Genomic DNA, 14,903 nt, shown 5'->3' with positions numbered 1-14,903 from the left:
GTTTTTGAAGCGGATAAAAGAAATGAGTTGTTCTATTAAACTCATTTTTAACGATTTGAAAAATATAATTTTAAAACCTGTAGAAATGTTATTATAATCTTAAATCGTTTTTAAGGCTATTTTTATCGTTTTTAAGAGCATTTTTTCTTTTTCTGGTGTTATTCTTAACTAATTGTTGATAACTCTTTAAATCATCCTTGATAAAACCCTTTTATCCTTTTACTGTTTTTTTATCTTTGTTCGTTGACCAAAATTATCATAAAATAAAGCTGGTTTATGAGCGAAGAAACAAACAAAAAAAAGTATTCTGCCGATAGTATTCAGGCATTAGAGGGAATGGAACATGTACGCATGCGTCCATCTATGTATATTGGAGATGTAGGAACCAGAGGTTTACACCATTTGGTTTATGAAGTTGTGGATAACTCTATTGATGAAGCACTAGCAGGGCATTGTGATGCTATAGAGGTTACCATAAATGAAGATAATTCTATTACGACAAAAGATAATGGTCGTGGGATTCCTGTAGAGATTCATAAAAAAGAAGGTGTTTCTGCTTTAGAAGTAGTAATGACCAAGATTGGAGCAGGAGGGAAATTTGATAAAGATTCGTATAAAGTTTCAGGAGGTTTGCACGGAGTAGGGGTATCCTGTGTAAATGCACTTTCAGATCATTTACATGCCTATGTGCATAGAGATGGTAAAGTGTGGGAACAAGAATATGAAAGAGGAAAACCATTATACCCAGTAAAATCTACTGGAGATACAGATTTTAGAGGTACCGTGGTTACATTTAAACCTGATACCTCAATCTTTCAACAAACCACAGAATATAATTACGATACCTTAGCGAGTCGTTTGAGAGAACTGGCATATCTTAATAAAGGAATTACTATTTCTTTAACAGATAAGCGTCATAAAGATGATGAAGGTAATTATGTTTCTGAGGTATTTCATTCAGAAGAAGGGTTAAAAGAATTTGTAAGATTCTTAGATGCCAGCCGTAATGCTATTATTGGTCATGTAATTTCTATGGAAGGTGAAAAGAATGACATTCCTGTAGAAGTAGCAATGATCTATAATGATTCGTATGCAGAAAACCTTCATTCGTATGTGAATAATATTAATACCCATGAAGGTGGAACACACCTTTCGGGTTTTAGAAGAGGATTAACATCTACACTTAAGAAGTATGCAGATGCTTCAGGGATGTTAGATAAATTAAAGTTTGAAATTGCTGGAGATGATTTTCGTGAAGGATTAACAGCGATAGTTTCAGTAAAAGTTGCAGAACCTCAATTTGAAGGGCAAACCAAAACAAAATTGGGTAACCGTGAGGTGACCTCTGCAGTTTCTCAGGCAGTTTCTGAAATGTTAGAAAACTATCTTGAAGAAAATCCTAGTGATGCAAAAACGATTGTAGAAAAGGTTATTCTTGCCGCGCAGGCACGTCACGCTGCTAAAAAAGCTCGTGAAATGGTGCAGCGTAAGTCTGTAATGAGTATTGGAGGTTTACCTGGTAAGTTATCAGATTGCTCAGAACAAGATCCAGCGTTGTGTGAAGTATTCCTTGTAGAGGGAGATTCTGCAGGTGGTACAGCAAAGCAAGGTCGAGATCGTATGTTTCAGGCAATTCTTCCGTTAAGAGGTAAAATCTTGAATGTAGAAAAAGCAATGCATCACAAGGTTTTTGAAAACGAGGAGATTAAAAATATTTTTACCGCGTTAGGAGTAACTATTGGTACAGAAGAAGATAGTAAAGCTTTAAATCTTTCGAAATTAAGATATCATAAAGTAGTGATTATGTGTGATGCGGATGTGGATGGTAGCCATATTTCTACTTTGATTTTAACATTCTTCTTCCGTTATATGAAAGAATTAATAGAAGCAGGACACATATATATTGCAGCACCACCATTGTATTTGGTGAAAAAAGGTGCTAAGAAGCAATATGCTTGGAATGACGATCAACGTGATCAGATTGTAAGACAATTTGGAGAAAATTCAAAAATACAACGATATAAAGGTCTTGGAGAGATGAATGCAGAACAGTTGTGGGATACTACAATGAATCCTGAATTCAGAACCATGAGACAGGTAGGTATTGATAATCTTACTGAAGCAGATCGTATTTTCTCAATGTTAATGGGAGATGAGGTTCCGCCACGTAGAGAGTTTATAGAAAAGAACGCAGTATATGCAAATATCGATGCATAACCAATAGAATAAAACAAGTATATAAAATCCGTTATATCTCTGATATAGCGGATTTTTTTTATATTGCAAAGCCTATTAATATCAGATTAATGTAAAGCAGATTATTTAGTTCTTTTATAATTGACTTGATATTAAACCCAAATCTAATAAATGAATCATATTTAGATTTTGCAGAGACAAAATTGATATATGATGAGTTTAACTGTTTTTATTCTAAATAATTATTAGAGTGAAGATTGGACGAATTTAACAACCGTAAACTTAAAGACATGAAAAAACTTACATTGCTATTTGTATTACTTACCGGTCATGTTACTATTTCTCAAGTAAATATTGATCAGATTCTTGAGATAGGAATTGATAACGCACAAAGATTTAGTCAAGATTATTTTCAACCAGCGGGAGAAGGAGTGGTTAACGGAATGTCCAGTGGTTGGTATAACTCTGCTGCCGCTAAGAAGCTATTTCACTTTGAAATAGGTATTGTTGGGAATGCTTCTTTTGTAAGAGAAGAAAAGCAATCTTTTAGATTAAATGAAAACGATTATACAGATATAACATTCAGAAACGGACCATCTGTACAATCTGTGGCTAATGCTTTTGGAGAAAACGAATCTGATGTGGTTTTGGTTTTTGCTGAAGGCACAGCTGGAGAAGTTGAAATTACACTGCCTGATGGACTAGGAGGAACAGGTGTTAATTTTATGCCTACAGGATATCTTCAATTTGGTGTTGGGTTGTCTAAAGGAACAGAGTTAAAAGGACGTTTTTTACCTAAAATTGAAGCAGGTGATAATACAGAAATTCAATTATATGGAGTAGGTGTTCAGCACGAATTGACAAGTTGGATTTTTGGTTGGAAACGATGGCCAGTTAAGATTTCGGGAATTATCGGATATACCAATATAAAAGGCTCCTATGATTTTACCGAAGATAGTGCTATTGATGGAGAAGGTCAAAAGGTAGAATTAAAAGCAAATTCATGGTTGGTCTCTGGTATTGTGTCTACTAAATTACCTGTACTCAATTTTTATGCAGGACTGGGATTCTATACTGGATCAAGCACAACTGATTTATTAGGTACCTATAGAATAGAAAATGGACCATTAGTTTCACAAACGGTAACAGATCCCTTAAGTGTAGAGCATGATGAATCTGGAGTAAAAGCCACGATTGGAGCAAAATTATCACTTACATTCTTTAGAGTTAATCTTGATTATACATTGCAGAATTACAATAATGTATCGTTAGGGCTTAATTTTGGATGGTAATTTTATAACTTTTTTTACTTGATCTGACACTTTACAGTTATATTCACTTTTGTTGTAATCAATTAACCTTTTTTTGAGAAAAAAAATCGTGAAAGAATTCGTATTTTCGCGGGGCGAATAAAATTTTAATCACAACATAAAATATAAACAATGAAAGTTACAGTAGTAGGAGCTGGTGCAGTAGGTGCAAGTTGTGCCGAATATATTGCCATAAAGAATTTTGCTTCAGAAGTAGTGTTATTAGATATTAAAGAAGGATATGCAGAAGGTAAAGCAATGGACCTTATGCAAACAGCTTCTTTAAATGGATTTGATACTAAGATAACAGGAACTACCGGTGATTATTCCAAGACTGCAGGAAGCGATATTGCTGTAATCACTTCAGGAATCCCTCGTAAACCAGGAATGACTAGAGAAGAGTTGATCGGTATCAATGCAGGTATTGTTAAAACAGTATCTTCTAGTCTTATAGAGCATTCTCCAAATGCTATAATTATAGTGGTAAGTAATCCTATGGATACTATGACTTATTTAGTGCACAAGACTACAGATATACCTAAGAATAGAATTATTGGTATGGGTGGAGCACTAGATAGCGCAAGATTTAAATACAGATTAGCAGAAGCATTAGAAGCTCCTATCTCTGATGTTGATGGAATGGTGATTGGAGGACATAGTGATAAAGGAATGGTACCATTAACACGACTAGCTACCAGAAATAGTGTTCCGGTTTCAGAATTTATTTCTGATGAGCGTTTAGAGCAAGTTGCAGCAGATACTAAGGTAGGTGGAGCAACATTAACTAAGCTTTTAGGAACTTCAGCTTGGTATGCACCAGGAGCAGCAGTGTCAGGTTTAGTTCAGGCAATAGCTTGTGATCAAAAGAAAATATTCCCTTGCTCTACTTTATTAGAAGGAGAGTATGGATTAAATGATCTTTGTATTGGAGCTCCAGTGGTTCTAGGTAAAAATGGTATCGAAAAAATCGTAGAGATTAAATTAAGCGATGCTGAAAAAGCTAAACTTACAGAAAGTGCAGAAGGAGTAAGAAAAACTAATGGATTATTAGAACTATAATCTTTTTAAATCTTACTTAAATATACTAACAAGAACTGTCATATGACAGTTCTTTGTTTTTTAAATAGATAGATGAATAATAGAAATTTTATAGGTTATCTTTTTAGATCGTTATAAGTGTTTAAGATCAACCGGTGATATTTATGCAAAGACTTTAGAAATGTAGTTTTAATTTTTTTATATTTGCGGCATGTCTAAAAAATGGTACTTCGGGACTTTAATTACTGCGCTGGCATTACTTGTTGTAATCCAGCAACAAGTCGTTGTACCTAATCAAGAGATAGTTCTAGAGTTTGTTAACGCCGATGTATCTTCTCCAGAAGCTCAAAATGCGATAACAATTGTAAAAAAACAATTGGAATCAATAGGAGTAAAAAACACTAGAATATCAAGGGATTTAGAAGACGGGAAACTTAAAATAGCTTACTATAGTGATGCAGATGTCACCTATATTAAAAGAATACTTTCTGAAGGACAAAGTATAGCGCTTGATCATGTTTTTTATGATCAAAATAAGGGTGATAAAGAACTTCCGACCGATAAAAACGTAAAAGATTACAATCTTGATGTTTATGAAATCCAAAAAAGTACAGATTTTGAAACTGATTTTAATGGTTTATATGTATTAGAAATACAGCAAGAAAAAGATGGGTATTCTAATTATAATCCTCATAGCTTTGGTGTCGAATTTGATTATGATGACATAGATAGGCTTGTAAAAGTCGCCCAGAAAATAAATAGAAATATTGCAATAGCAATAGACAACACTTCTCATAACACTCCAGAAGTACGAGCCGGTCCAACTTCTTAATTACGATCGGGATTTTAAAGAGATTTCTTTAAAAAATCAATTAACCTTTACGATAGCTTATCATATATAGTATGATAAAGCTTATTACACTAATTAATATTTAAAAATAATTGTCAAACCTAAGAGTGATTATAGTGATCACGAATTTAAATATCAGGTTTGACTCAAAACAAACAACTAATGCAAAATAAAGGACTTGTAAGAGTATTTGCGATATTGTTCGGATTGGTATGTGTATACCAATTGTCATATACGTATTTAACTTATACAAAAGAAAAAGAAGCTGAAGTTTACGCACAACAAAAGTATCCTGAAGCAAAAGACTCTAAGCAAAGAGAAATAGCAGAACGTACCTATTTGGATTCAATTGGAAAAGATCCAATTTTTGCTGGTATTACTTATGTTGATGCAAAAGATAAAGAACTTAATAAAGGTCTTGACCTTAAAGGAGGTATTAACGTGATTCTTCAAATATCTGTAAAGGATATTTTAAAAGGTTTGGCTAATGGTTCTAAAGATCCATCATTTAATCAGGCTTTACTTGCTACAGACGAAGTACAGAAGAATAGTCAGAATACATACGTTGAAGATTTCTTTACTGAGTTTGAAAAAATTCCAGATGCAAAATTAGCATCTCCGGATATTTTTGCAAATAAAAATCTAAGTGATGATATCACTTATGATATGACTAATGATCTGGTAAAACCAGTTCTAAAAAGAAAGATTGATGAATCAGTAACTTCGGCTTTCGAAGTACTGCGTAAGCGTATTGATAAATTTGGTGTTACACAACCAAATATTCAGCGTTTAGGAGAATCTGGACGTATTTTGGTAGAATTACCAGGAGCCAAAGATGTTGATCGTGTAAAGAAACTATTACAGAGTACGGCACAATTAGAGTTTTGGGATGTATATAAGTCTGAAGAGCTTTCTTCTTTCCTTTTTCAAGCAAATAATCTTTTAAAACAAGAAGCAGAAAAAGCAAAAAAGACTAAAACTGAAGTAGAAGAGAAAAGCGAGATAACAGAAGCTACTGCAGATTCTACACAAGTTGATACTACAAAAACTGATGCAGATGCAGCTATCGAAAACTTATTAGAGAGTGCTGAAGATTCTGTAGAAGTAGAGGAGCAGGTAAATCCATTATTTGACTTAATGGTGGCACCTGGTGCACAAGGACAACCTGTTCTTGTTACTATTGCAGCAAAAGATACAGCTCAATTTAGTAACTATCTTAGAGATTCTAAAGTTAGAGCTTTATTACCAGCAGAACAACGTTTTGTAAAGTTTGCTTGGGGTAAACCTAAGAAAGATTCAGAATTTATTGATCTATATGCAATCAAAGGTAATCGTGATAATGAACCACAGCTTAGTGGTGGTGTAATCACTGATGCAAGACAAGAATATAGCCAGGTAGGAGAAGTTACCGTTACTATGCAAATGGATGGTAAAGGAGCTAAGAAATGGGAAGAAATGACAGGTAATGCATTTACCAATAGAAGTCAAATTGCCATTGTACTGGATAATATAGTATACTCTGCTCCAGGAGTAACTTCTGGACCTATTAGTGGAGGAAGAAGTGAGATCAGTGGAGATTTTACTATTGAAGAAGGGCAAGATTTAGCAAATGTATTAAGAGCGGGTAAATTACCAGCTTCTGCAGATATTATCCAGAGTGAAGTAGTAGGACCTTCATTGGGTCAAGAAGCTATAGATAGTGGAGTTATGTCTTTTGCAATTGCATTAGTATTAATCCTTATCTGGATGATCTTTTACTATGGTAAAGCAGGAGCATTTGCAGATGTTGCTTTGGTAGTGAATATTTTATTTATTTTTGGAGTATTGGCAGGATTAAAAGCTGTATTAACACTTCCTGGTATCGCTGGTATTGTATTGACAATTGGTATGTCTGTAGATGCGAACGTACTTATTTTTGAAAGAATTAAAGAAGAACTTGCCAAAGGTAAGTCTCAGGCTGATTCTATTAAAGATGGATTTAGAAATGCATTGTCTTCAATATTAGATGCAAATATTACTACTGGTCTTACCGGTTTAATTTTATTATTCTTTGGTACAGGACCTATTAAAGGTTTTGCAACTACATTATTGATAGGTATTCTTACTTCATTATTTACCGCAATATTCGTAACTCGATTATTTATCGATGGATATGGTAAAAATGGAAAAGAGCTAGCGTTTTCTACAAACCTTACTAAGAACCTATTTAAGAATGTGAGTGTTAATTTCTTAGGGAAGCGTAAGATAGCTTATGTAATTTCAGGAATTATTATTGCTGTTGGTGTTGGATCATTATTTACTCAAGGATTAGATCAAGGTGTAGATTTTGTTGGAGGTAGAACATATACTGTTCGTTTTGCTGAAGATGTGGTACCGACTACTGTAGAAAAAGATTTGGTAGCCGAGTTTGGAAGTGCCGAGGCAAAAACCTTAGGAGCAAATAACCAATTAAAAATTACTACCAAATATAAGATTGATGAAACAGGAACTGATATTGATTCTGAAGTTTCTAATAAATTATTTAATGCATTAAAATCATATCTCCCGGCTGGATTAACCTATGAGAAGTTCTCTGATGGAGATGAAGCCAAGCAAGTAGGGGTAATGTCTTCGATGAAGGTAGGACCGACTATTGCAGATGATATTAAGAAAGCTGCTTTCTGGTCTGTATTAGGATCATTAATTGTGGTGTTCTTATATATTTTATTACGATTTAGAAGATGGCAGTTTAGTTTAGGTGCAGTAAGTGCTGTATTCCATGATGTATTATTAGTACTTGGTGTATTCTCTTTGACATATAAATTTATGCCATTTAATATGGAGATTGATCAGGCATTTATAGCTGCTATTCTTACCGTGATTGGTTACTCATTGAATGATACGGTGGTTGTATTTGATAGAATTCGAGAATTCTTTAATGATCATCCAACATGGCCATTGAGTAAAAATATTAATGGTGCATTGAATAGTACATTGAGTCGTACATTAAATACGTCTTTAACTACTTTATTAGTACTTATTGCAATATTTATATTTGCAGAACCACTTAGAGGATTTATGTTCTCATTAATAATAGGTGTGTTAGTAGGTACGTATTCTTCATTATTTATTGCAACGCCAGTAATGTATGACACTGTAAGTAAAGTAGGTTTAAAAGTTAAAGAAGAAACTGAAGAAGAGAAGAAGTAATTCTTTCTCAATGAATAATAAAAAAAAACCGTGCGATATCGCACGGTTTTTTTATTTAAGTAATATGTTTTTATTTTATTTTAGAGAATGAAATAGAATCTCCTTTTTGTAAATTCCAAGTATCAGTAAGTTTTGCATTTACTTCTAAAACATATTGAGCAGGCCCTTCTGAAGGTAAAGAACTTTCGTCAAGAGGTTTTGCATTTTTTTGGATGCTTACTACTTTATTATTAGCATCTATAAAAATAATATCCAAAGCAAACTCAGTATTCTTCATATAAAAAGAGCGAGGAGTTTCTTCTGAAAAGATGAATAACATCCCTTGATTATTTTGCATAGATTTCCTGTACATTAAACCAGTTTGTATCTGGTAATCATCATCTGCAATTTCGATATCAAGTTTGGTGATTGGATTTACAATGGAATCTTTCAGATTAAAAAGAGAGAGCTCTGCTTCTTTGGTGAATGTCACCTCTTGAATAACTAATTTTTCATTTTTAGGATCTGTTTTACAAGAAAAGATACTAAAAGCAGTAAGAGCTATTATGAGTGGATATTTATTCTTTATCATTATATAAATTTTTAAAAAACGAAAGTAGCTAAAAAAGCCGCACTTCAAAAATACGAAGTACGACTTTTCATCACTAACTAACCAACGCGATTTTATGAAACAGCTTGTAAAAAGATGTGGTTGCTTGCTAATTCATGATATGCAGGATCTTTTTCTATCATTTCTAATAACTTTTTCTTTGCTTTAAATTTCTTCTTACGAGTATATGCTTTAGTATATCCCATGATTTTAGAAATTTCGTTTGTACTTTTTCCTTCAAAAAATAGATGTAGTAATTGACGACTAGATGTATCTAATTGTAGAAAATATTTATAATACAAACCATACTTTTCTTTAAGATTTATTTTGTCAATAATAGAATCATTATTCCCTCTGTCAAAAAGCTCAATAAACCTTTTATCAAAAAGGAGTTTCTTTCTTTTTCGTAGTTGATTGTACCAAATATTTTTTGCGACAGCATAAAAATAAGAATGGATGGTGGTACTTATTTCTAAAGTACCTAAATGAATTTTTTGATAAATAATGATTAGTGCATCTTGAAATACATCCTCCACATCTTTTTCACACCCAGAGTTTTTGAGTATATACATTCTGATGTGTGGCATATTCTTTTTGTAAAAAGCTTTTAATATTCCTGAATCCCCTTTTCCAATTCCTATGATGATATTGTTGTTTAAGTCTACCATAAACAGAGAATGTTATTGATGATTTTTTGATGTGATATATTTTTATAATAAGGATAGGATATAGAGTATTGCCCAACAGACAATACTCTATATTTCATAATTGATTTTAATAATTCCCCCAATCAATCTTGCGTGATATCATCATAATTGTTCCTAATATTAAGAAGAGTCCAATACTTCCTACTAGAAGTGCATAATTTTCTAACTGAATGATAACAAATATAAAAGTGTATAAAACAGCTAGTGAAGCAGCGATGAATCCCATGAATTTAAAACTTTTAAGAATAGCCTTAGAATACATAGAAATTAGTAATACCACAGCTATACCAGCAATAGCATATGCTTGTAGAAAACTTGAATGCTCAGAGATAGAGATAAGTAATGTGTAAAACATGGTTAATGCCAACCCTATCATAAGGTATTGAAAAGGATGAATGTTTATTTTACTGATCGTTTGGATTAAAAAGAAGACTAAAAAAGTAAGAGCAATTACAAGGTATCCATACTTTGTAGCACGTTCACTTTTTTGATACTCGTCTACAGGAATCAATAATTTTACTCCAAAAGCAGAGGAATTAATTTGTGGTAATTCTCCAAAGAACTCTTGTTCAAATTCTCTATTGGTTTCCAAAACTTTCCAGGTGGCTTTAAAACCTGATGCTGTAATTTCTTTGGTTTTTGTTTCTGGTAAATAATTGCCATTAAAACTTGGAGAAGCCCAGTTAGAGTTCATAGAAACCTTGGTTTCTCTTCCAATAGGGATAAATCTTAATTGTTCACTTCCGTTAATAATCAAATCAAGGTTAAAATTAATAGCACCTTCTTTTGGGAGTGAGTGTTCTTTAAGAAACTTAGTCTCTAAAGTATTGGTGTATGAATTTTGAGAATATCGTGATCTTAATGGGTATGAATCTGATCCGATTTTTAAATCGAGATTGCTTTTTATTCCTTTAAGATTGGTAGAATTAATTATAATGGTTGCTTTATTCCACAAGATATCTTCGTCTTTTATATCCTGAATTTCGAAACTGGGAGTGGTAAAAGAACCTTTTATTTTCATATCGGCAGAGTATACTACTGATTCATAAATACTACGACCTAGTGTTTCAGATTCGATATTGCTTTTTATGTCTAGAGTGTTAGGGAAAAAGAAAGCATATTTTGTGGAGATTAGATCTTCTTCATAATATGATTTGGTCTTATCATCCCAGATTTTTTTGAGATTATGTACTTGATAAGGAACTTTAAGTATGGGACCATATAATAAAACTTCGTTTCCCCACTTTTGATTAATTTCATTTACAACCTCTTCTTGCCTATATGCTCTTTCTTGTATTAGATTTTTAATATAAGATAACGGAATAAGGAGTACTAGAATTAATATACCAACCATTAGCATTCTAATAGTGATAGAAGTTTTTATCCATTGACCAAATGACTTTTTTTGTTTTTGCGTTTCCATAGTTTAAAAATTTTATAGTGATTGTATTTTATGATTCTTTTTGAAAGAGAAATAAAGTGTTGTTTTAAGATTTAATTTCGATTTTTTTTAAAATGATAAATAGCCTATAGGTAATGATTAGAAAACCACCAAAGCCTATAGTAAATGCCCAAGTATTGAGGTGTTGTATTGGGAACAATATTCTTTTTGCTATATCTGCCAGGATATCTAAAGGGTGTTGTAGAATGTCCCAACTATTCCATCGTAATATTCTACCCAGGTAGATACCAAACCCGCATAACAGTAGTATGAGATAAGTGATAAGATCTGTAACGGTTTTAGAAAATCGTTGTACAAGTAGTTTTTGCATCATTTTTAAGGAGACAAACCCTATAATCAACCCATTAATGGCAAAAGAAAGTATTAGTAATACATCAAACCAAACTGATTGTAACGTGCTTAATCTAATGTGTTGTAAATCGGTTAGGATATAAGGTGAATTGGGCAGAAACGCCAGCCATATGATAAAACCTGTCCAGAATAATAGATTGTTTATTTTTCTAAAACTTAAAATCATTGTGATGGCATAAGGGATACAGGCTAAGAATAAGTTCCATACCAGAAATAGGAAGAATCCAGAATCGGTTTTTATAATTCTAGTAAACAACAGAAGAATACTAAAGGTGACGGAAATAACAAACCCTTTAATAAAAGGCAGTTGCTTGCTTAGTATATTGATCATATCAAATTATGTTTAAAAGGGTTGTTGAAAACTAGGAAAAGGTACCCGGCTGTAATTGGTATATTAAGTAAGAAGATTAATATGGTAGTGATGTTTTCTCTGTAATATTGATAGTTTATAACAGAATTGACAAGTAAACCTATAAGTGTCATACCGTTTAATACCAGTGTTACTAACACATAAAACAACCCGATAATCAGAAAGGTTTCTGATTCAATGAGGAAGTAAGATAAAAGTATAATAGTGCCTAATAGAAAACTTATGGACGCTAACATCAGGGCTTTTTTATTAATTGATTGAACTATTTGCATATTGATGAGATTAAAAATGTTGTTCGAATTGTTTCTATGGATTTGTGTAATAATTTTTGATAGTCCAATTGATGAAATGGATAAGCTACTTTTCCTTTTTGATAGGCTCTTTTAAACAGTAATAGTTTATCAGGATAGAGTATTGTGCCTAGTAGAATTACCATAAATAGATAGATACTACGTTTGCCATTTCCAAGAAGGTAATACTGCATAGATATTTCTTCGGGTACAGATGTACCAGTATCTGTCAAAACGTGAAAAACATCATGGTTTTCTAATTTAGGTTGAGGGCTAAAATTATGTTTAAGCAAAAAACATCCCAGATGAAATCCTAAACTATCCTTAGGGAATTGAATCAAAGTTTTTGTTGTCATTTCCCAGGGAGGATTCTTTTTAAACCACCTTTGATATGGTGTCTTGCTCCATTCATAAATTGTTTCTAAAATAAATGCTCTCATTTGATGATTTAAAAGTACTTTGAAATTCAAAGTAAAATGATTAAAAAAATATTCTTTTTATTGTTTCAGTAATTTTTCAATAGCTTCTACGTGTTTTTTAAAAGCTTCTCTTCCTTTTTTTGTAGCGCTATATCTTGTGTTAGGTTTTCTACCTATAAATGATTTTTCTACAATGATATATTCTTCTTTTTCCAGTGCTTTGGTATGACTTGCCAAATTACCATCAGTAGCACCTAACAGTTCTTTTAAACTCTTAAAATCGGCATGTTCATTTACCATCAATATAGACATAATCCCTAATCGGATGCGATGATCAAAAGCTTTATTTATATTACCTATTATATTTTTCATTTGCTATCCCGAATTTGTTTCAGGATTTAATTAGTTGATTGTGAAAGCTTCAAACTGTTAGCTATTTCAATTCAATTATTAAGTATTTGAGTTTTCATTAAAATATATTAAACTTCCATACACAATGTGCATAACACCAAATCCCAATACCCAAAACCAGAAACCATAACCGGGATAAATTGCGCAGATCAAACCTAATACAATTTCTATATATCCCAAATATTTTACATTACCAATTGTATATTTTGAGGCATTGACTAATGCTAATCCATAAAAGATAAGCATCAATGAACCTGTGAGGCCATAATGATTGCTAAAAATCTTGATTATAATATAAATCCCTCCTGTAACAAGAGGAACTAAGAAGGCTGCAAGCAATCTTCTGGAAGTACCATTCCATAATGTTTCATTATTCTTTCTCGCCTTTCGTATACTAAGAGCGATACCAGTCAAAACACTAAGAAAGGCGACAATTACTAAATCAAGTAGTATATAGTTAAAGATTTTTCCATCAAGGATTAAATAATCTCTTCCACTAATACTTACAAGATAGTATGCCACTGCAGCGCCTATTAAAGCATAAATGCCTGCTAATATCCCTGATAAACCGCTTAAAGAAAAAAAGCGTGATGATTTATTCATCATGTCTTTGATCTCGGTAATGTCTTTTAAATAATCTTCTGTACTCATAATGCCTGGTTTTATCTCAAGTCAGTGGGTTAAGTACTGTTTAATACAAAGGAATTGTTATATATAAATAAATCATATTATTAAAAGTACTTTGAAATACAAAGTAAAATTAAAATATTGAATTGTGCAAATATTATTTTTACTCGGATTATGCATTAGAACTTTGTCAAGAAGTTTTTGAGTACAATAAATACTGTTATTTTCTTGATTTCATTATAGCACCGCTATGATGAGATTAAAAAACGAAGTGAAACGTCAGTATTTGAAGTAATTGAAAATTGTAATAAATTTTCTAATGCATAATACGGGTTTAGACCCAATAAGGATAGAATTGTGAATGGATTACTCTTTTTTAATCCTTTTGTCTATAGATTTCAGTATTTCTGAAGCGTTTTGATGATAAAGTTTTAAACGAGCAAGGTGATTTCCTTCTGCCAAAAGGTTGTATGCAGCTACTCTTTTTCGATAATCTTCACTACCAGCAAAATAGGCTATCATTTCTTCATTATACTTTCCTTGGGTCCAATCTACAAACCAGTCATATTGTTGAAAATCACTAACATTTTTTAATGCTTCGTTTTTTAGCATAGTGTTACTATCATTAATAAGACCAGAAAAAATATCATAAAACTGAACGATGTCTATAATTAGAGAATCTTTTTGCGCTGAGTTCTCATCAATCAAATTTTTTAATTGTGTATATCCTTTGGTATTAATATACAAAGGTCTGTACGTAGTAACAATACTGGCACAAGGGCGACATTCTTTAAAATTAGAAAGATTAATCTCTTTATTTAAAATACGATTACTATGAATAATAACCTCTTCTTCTGTTTTTATATAATTTCCTGCAATCGTTGTATCAGTAACCAGATCATACGAAACATTCTTCAAGATGCTTTTAAGAACCTTAGCTTGTTTTCTGGACTCATTTAGATTATTAATCTGTACTGCGACAAGAATTCCTATGACTACAAGTATGATTTCACCAATTGCATAAAAGAGGTATTTAGAAAATCTATTTGATAATAAAGAGTTCTGTCGAATGTTTCTAAAGATTTTCGCCATAA

The 14,903-nt window shown here is 32.2% G+C and carries 13 protein-coding genes; 5 read left to right on the top strand and 8 right to left on the bottom strand.

Annotated features, from left to right (window positions below):
• Nucleotides 1–276 precede the first annotated feature (276 nt).
• The 5 genes from gyrB (at nucleotide 277) to secDF (ending at nucleotide 8,583) form a co-directional block, all read left to right on the top strand.
• Nucleotides 277–2,217 carry a DNA topoisomerase (ATP-hydrolyzing) subunit B gene (gene gyrB / locus U0D62_RS23370; RefSeq protein WP_322289779.1) on the top strand — a complete coding sequence of 647 codons (1,941 nt, stop codon included), beginning with the start codon at nucleotides 277–279 and terminating at the stop codon, nucleotides 2,215–2,217.
• A gap of 269 nt (nucleotides 2,218–2,486) precedes the next feature.
• The gene (locus U0D62_RS23365; protein WP_322289778.1) at nucleotides 2,487–3,488 is read left to right on the top strand and encodes a DUF6588 family protein; all 1,002 of its coding nucleotides are present in this window, start codon (nucleotides 2,487–2,489) and stop codon (nucleotides 3,486–3,488) included.
• Nucleotides 3,489–3,638: 150 nt separating this feature from the next.
• Nucleotides 3,639–4,565 carry a malate dehydrogenase gene (gene mdh / locus U0D62_RS23360; protein WP_322289777.1) on the top strand — a complete coding sequence of 309 codons (927 nt, stop codon included), beginning with the start codon at nucleotides 3,639–3,641 and terminating at the stop codon, nucleotides 4,563–4,565.
• A gap of 190 nt (nucleotides 4,566–4,755) precedes the next feature.
• Nucleotides 4,756–5,376, top strand: a complete 621-nt coding sequence (locus tag U0D62_RS23355; RefSeq protein ID WP_322289776.1) for a hypothetical protein — start codon at nucleotides 4,756–4,758, stop codon at nucleotides 5,374–5,376.
• A gap of 180 nt (nucleotides 5,377–5,556) precedes the next feature.
• On the top strand, nucleotides 5,557–8,583 hold the full coding sequence (secDF, locus tag U0D62_RS23350) for a protein translocase subunit SecDF (protein ID WP_322289775.1): 3,027 nt from the start codon (nucleotides 5,557–5,559) through the stop codon (nucleotides 8,581–8,583).
• Nucleotides 8,584–8,653: 70 nt separating this feature from the next.
• Here secDF and U0D62_RS23345 read toward each other — a convergent pair whose 3' ends face one another.
• From U0D62_RS23345 to U0D62_RS23310, 8 genes are all read right to left on the bottom strand, one after another.
• The gene (locus U0D62_RS23345) at nucleotides 8,654–9,154 is read right to left on the bottom strand and encodes a DUF192 domain-containing protein (protein ID WP_322289774.1); all 501 of its coding nucleotides are present in this window, start codon (nucleotides 9,152–9,154) and stop codon (nucleotides 8,654–8,656) included.
• Nucleotides 9,155–9,246: 92 nt separating this feature from the next.
• Entirely contained in the window at nucleotides 9,247–9,840 is a 594-nt protein-coding gene (locus U0D62_RS23340) for an RNA polymerase sigma factor (RefSeq protein ID WP_322289773.1), read from the bottom strand.
• A gap of 106 nt (nucleotides 9,841–9,946) precedes the next feature.
• On the bottom strand, nucleotides 9,947–11,302 hold the full coding sequence (gene creD / locus U0D62_RS23335) for a cell envelope integrity protein CreD (RefSeq protein WP_322289772.1): 1,356 nt from the start codon (nucleotides 11,300–11,302) through the stop codon (nucleotides 9,947–9,949).
• A 64-nt stretch (nucleotides 11,303–11,366) separates the two neighbouring features.
• Nucleotides 11,367–12,023 (bottom strand): DUF1361 domain-containing protein, encoded by a 657-nt coding sequence (locus tag U0D62_RS23330; protein WP_322289771.1) that lies wholly within the window; start codon nucleotides 12,021–12,023, stop codon nucleotides 11,367–11,369.
• Nucleotides 12,024–12,324: 301 nt separating this feature from the next.
• Entirely contained in the window at nucleotides 12,325–12,792 is a 468-nt protein-coding gene (locus U0D62_RS23325) for a hypothetical protein (protein ID WP_322289770.1), read from the bottom strand.
• A 57-nt stretch (nucleotides 12,793–12,849) separates the two neighbouring features.
• The gene (locus U0D62_RS23320; RefSeq protein WP_322289769.1) at nucleotides 12,850–13,143 is read right to left on the bottom strand and encodes a winged helix-turn-helix domain-containing protein; all 294 of its coding nucleotides are present in this window, start codon (nucleotides 13,141–13,143) and stop codon (nucleotides 12,850–12,852) included.
• A gap of 78 nt (nucleotides 13,144–13,221) precedes the next feature.
• Nucleotides 13,222–13,833 carry a hypothetical protein gene (locus U0D62_RS23315; protein ID WP_322289768.1) on the bottom strand — a complete coding sequence of 204 codons (612 nt, stop codon included), beginning with the start codon at nucleotides 13,831–13,833 and terminating at the stop codon, nucleotides 13,222–13,224.
• A 342-nt stretch (nucleotides 13,834–14,175) separates the two neighbouring features.
• Nucleotides 14,176–14,901: a DUF6090 family protein gene (locus U0D62_RS23310; protein WP_322289767.1), complete on the bottom strand. Its 726-nt coding sequence runs from the start codon at nucleotides 14,899–14,901 to the stop codon at nucleotides 14,176–14,178.
• Between the last annotated feature and the right edge of the window lie 2 nt (nucleotides 14,902–14,903).

Source organism: Aquimarina callyspongiae (genome assembly GCF_034322225.1).
GTDB lineage: Bacteria > Bacteroidota > Bacteroidia > Flavobacteriales > Flavobacteriaceae > Aquimarina.
Note: the sequence above shows the minus strand (reverse complement) of the source record. Positions and strands in the feature narration are given on the sequence as shown.

What these genes read in the sequence shown, in the direction of transcription:
- mdh (WP_322289777.1), top strand. Translation starts at nt 3,639, where the DNA reads ATGAAAGTTACAGTAGTAGGAGCTGGTGCAGTAGGTGCAAGTTGTGCC.
- creD (WP_322289772.1), bottom strand. Translation starts at nt 11,302, where the DNA reads ATGGAAACGCAAAAACAAAAAAAGTCATTTGGTCAATGGATAAAAACT.
- gyrB (WP_322289779.1), top strand. Translation starts at nt 277, where the DNA reads ATGAGCGAAGAAACAAACAAAAAAAAGTATTCTGCCGATAGTATTCAG.
- U0D62_RS23330 (WP_322289771.1), bottom strand. Translation starts at nt 12,023, where the DNA reads ATGATCAATATACTAAGCAAGCAACTGCCTTTTATTAAAGGGTTTGTT.
- U0D62_RS23320 (WP_322289769.1), bottom strand. Translation starts at nt 13,143, where the DNA reads ATGAAAAATATAATAGGTAATATAAATAAAGCTTTTGATCATCGCATC.
- secDF (WP_322289775.1), top strand. Translation starts at nt 5,557, where the DNA reads ATGCAAAATAAAGGACTTGTAAGAGTATTTGCGATATTGTTCGGATTG.
- U0D62_RS23365 (WP_322289778.1), top strand. Translation starts at nt 2,487, where the DNA reads ATGAAAAAACTTACATTGCTATTTGTATTACTTACCGGTCATGTTACT.
- U0D62_RS23340 (WP_322289773.1), bottom strand. Translation starts at nt 9,840, where the DNA reads ATGGTAGACTTAAACAACAATATCATCATAGGAATTGGAAAAGGGGAT.
- U0D62_RS23325 (WP_322289770.1), bottom strand. Translation starts at nt 12,792, where the DNA reads ATGAGAGCATTTATTTTAGAAACAATTTATGAATGGAGCAAGACACCA.
- U0D62_RS23315 (WP_322289768.1), bottom strand. Translation starts at nt 13,833, where the DNA reads ATGAGTACAGAAGATTATTTAAAAGACATTACCGAGATCAAAGACATG.
- U0D62_RS23310 (WP_322289767.1), bottom strand. Translation starts at nt 14,901, where the DNA reads ATGGCGAAAATCTTTAGAAACATTCGACAGAACTCTTTATTATCAAAT.
- U0D62_RS23355 (WP_322289776.1), top strand. Translation starts at nt 4,756, where the DNA reads ATGTCTAAAAAATGGTACTTCGGGACTTTAATTACTGCGCTGGCATTA.
- U0D62_RS23345 (WP_322289774.1), bottom strand. Translation starts at nt 9,154, where the DNA reads ATGATAAAGAATAAATATCCACTCATAATAGCTCTTACTGCTTTTAGT.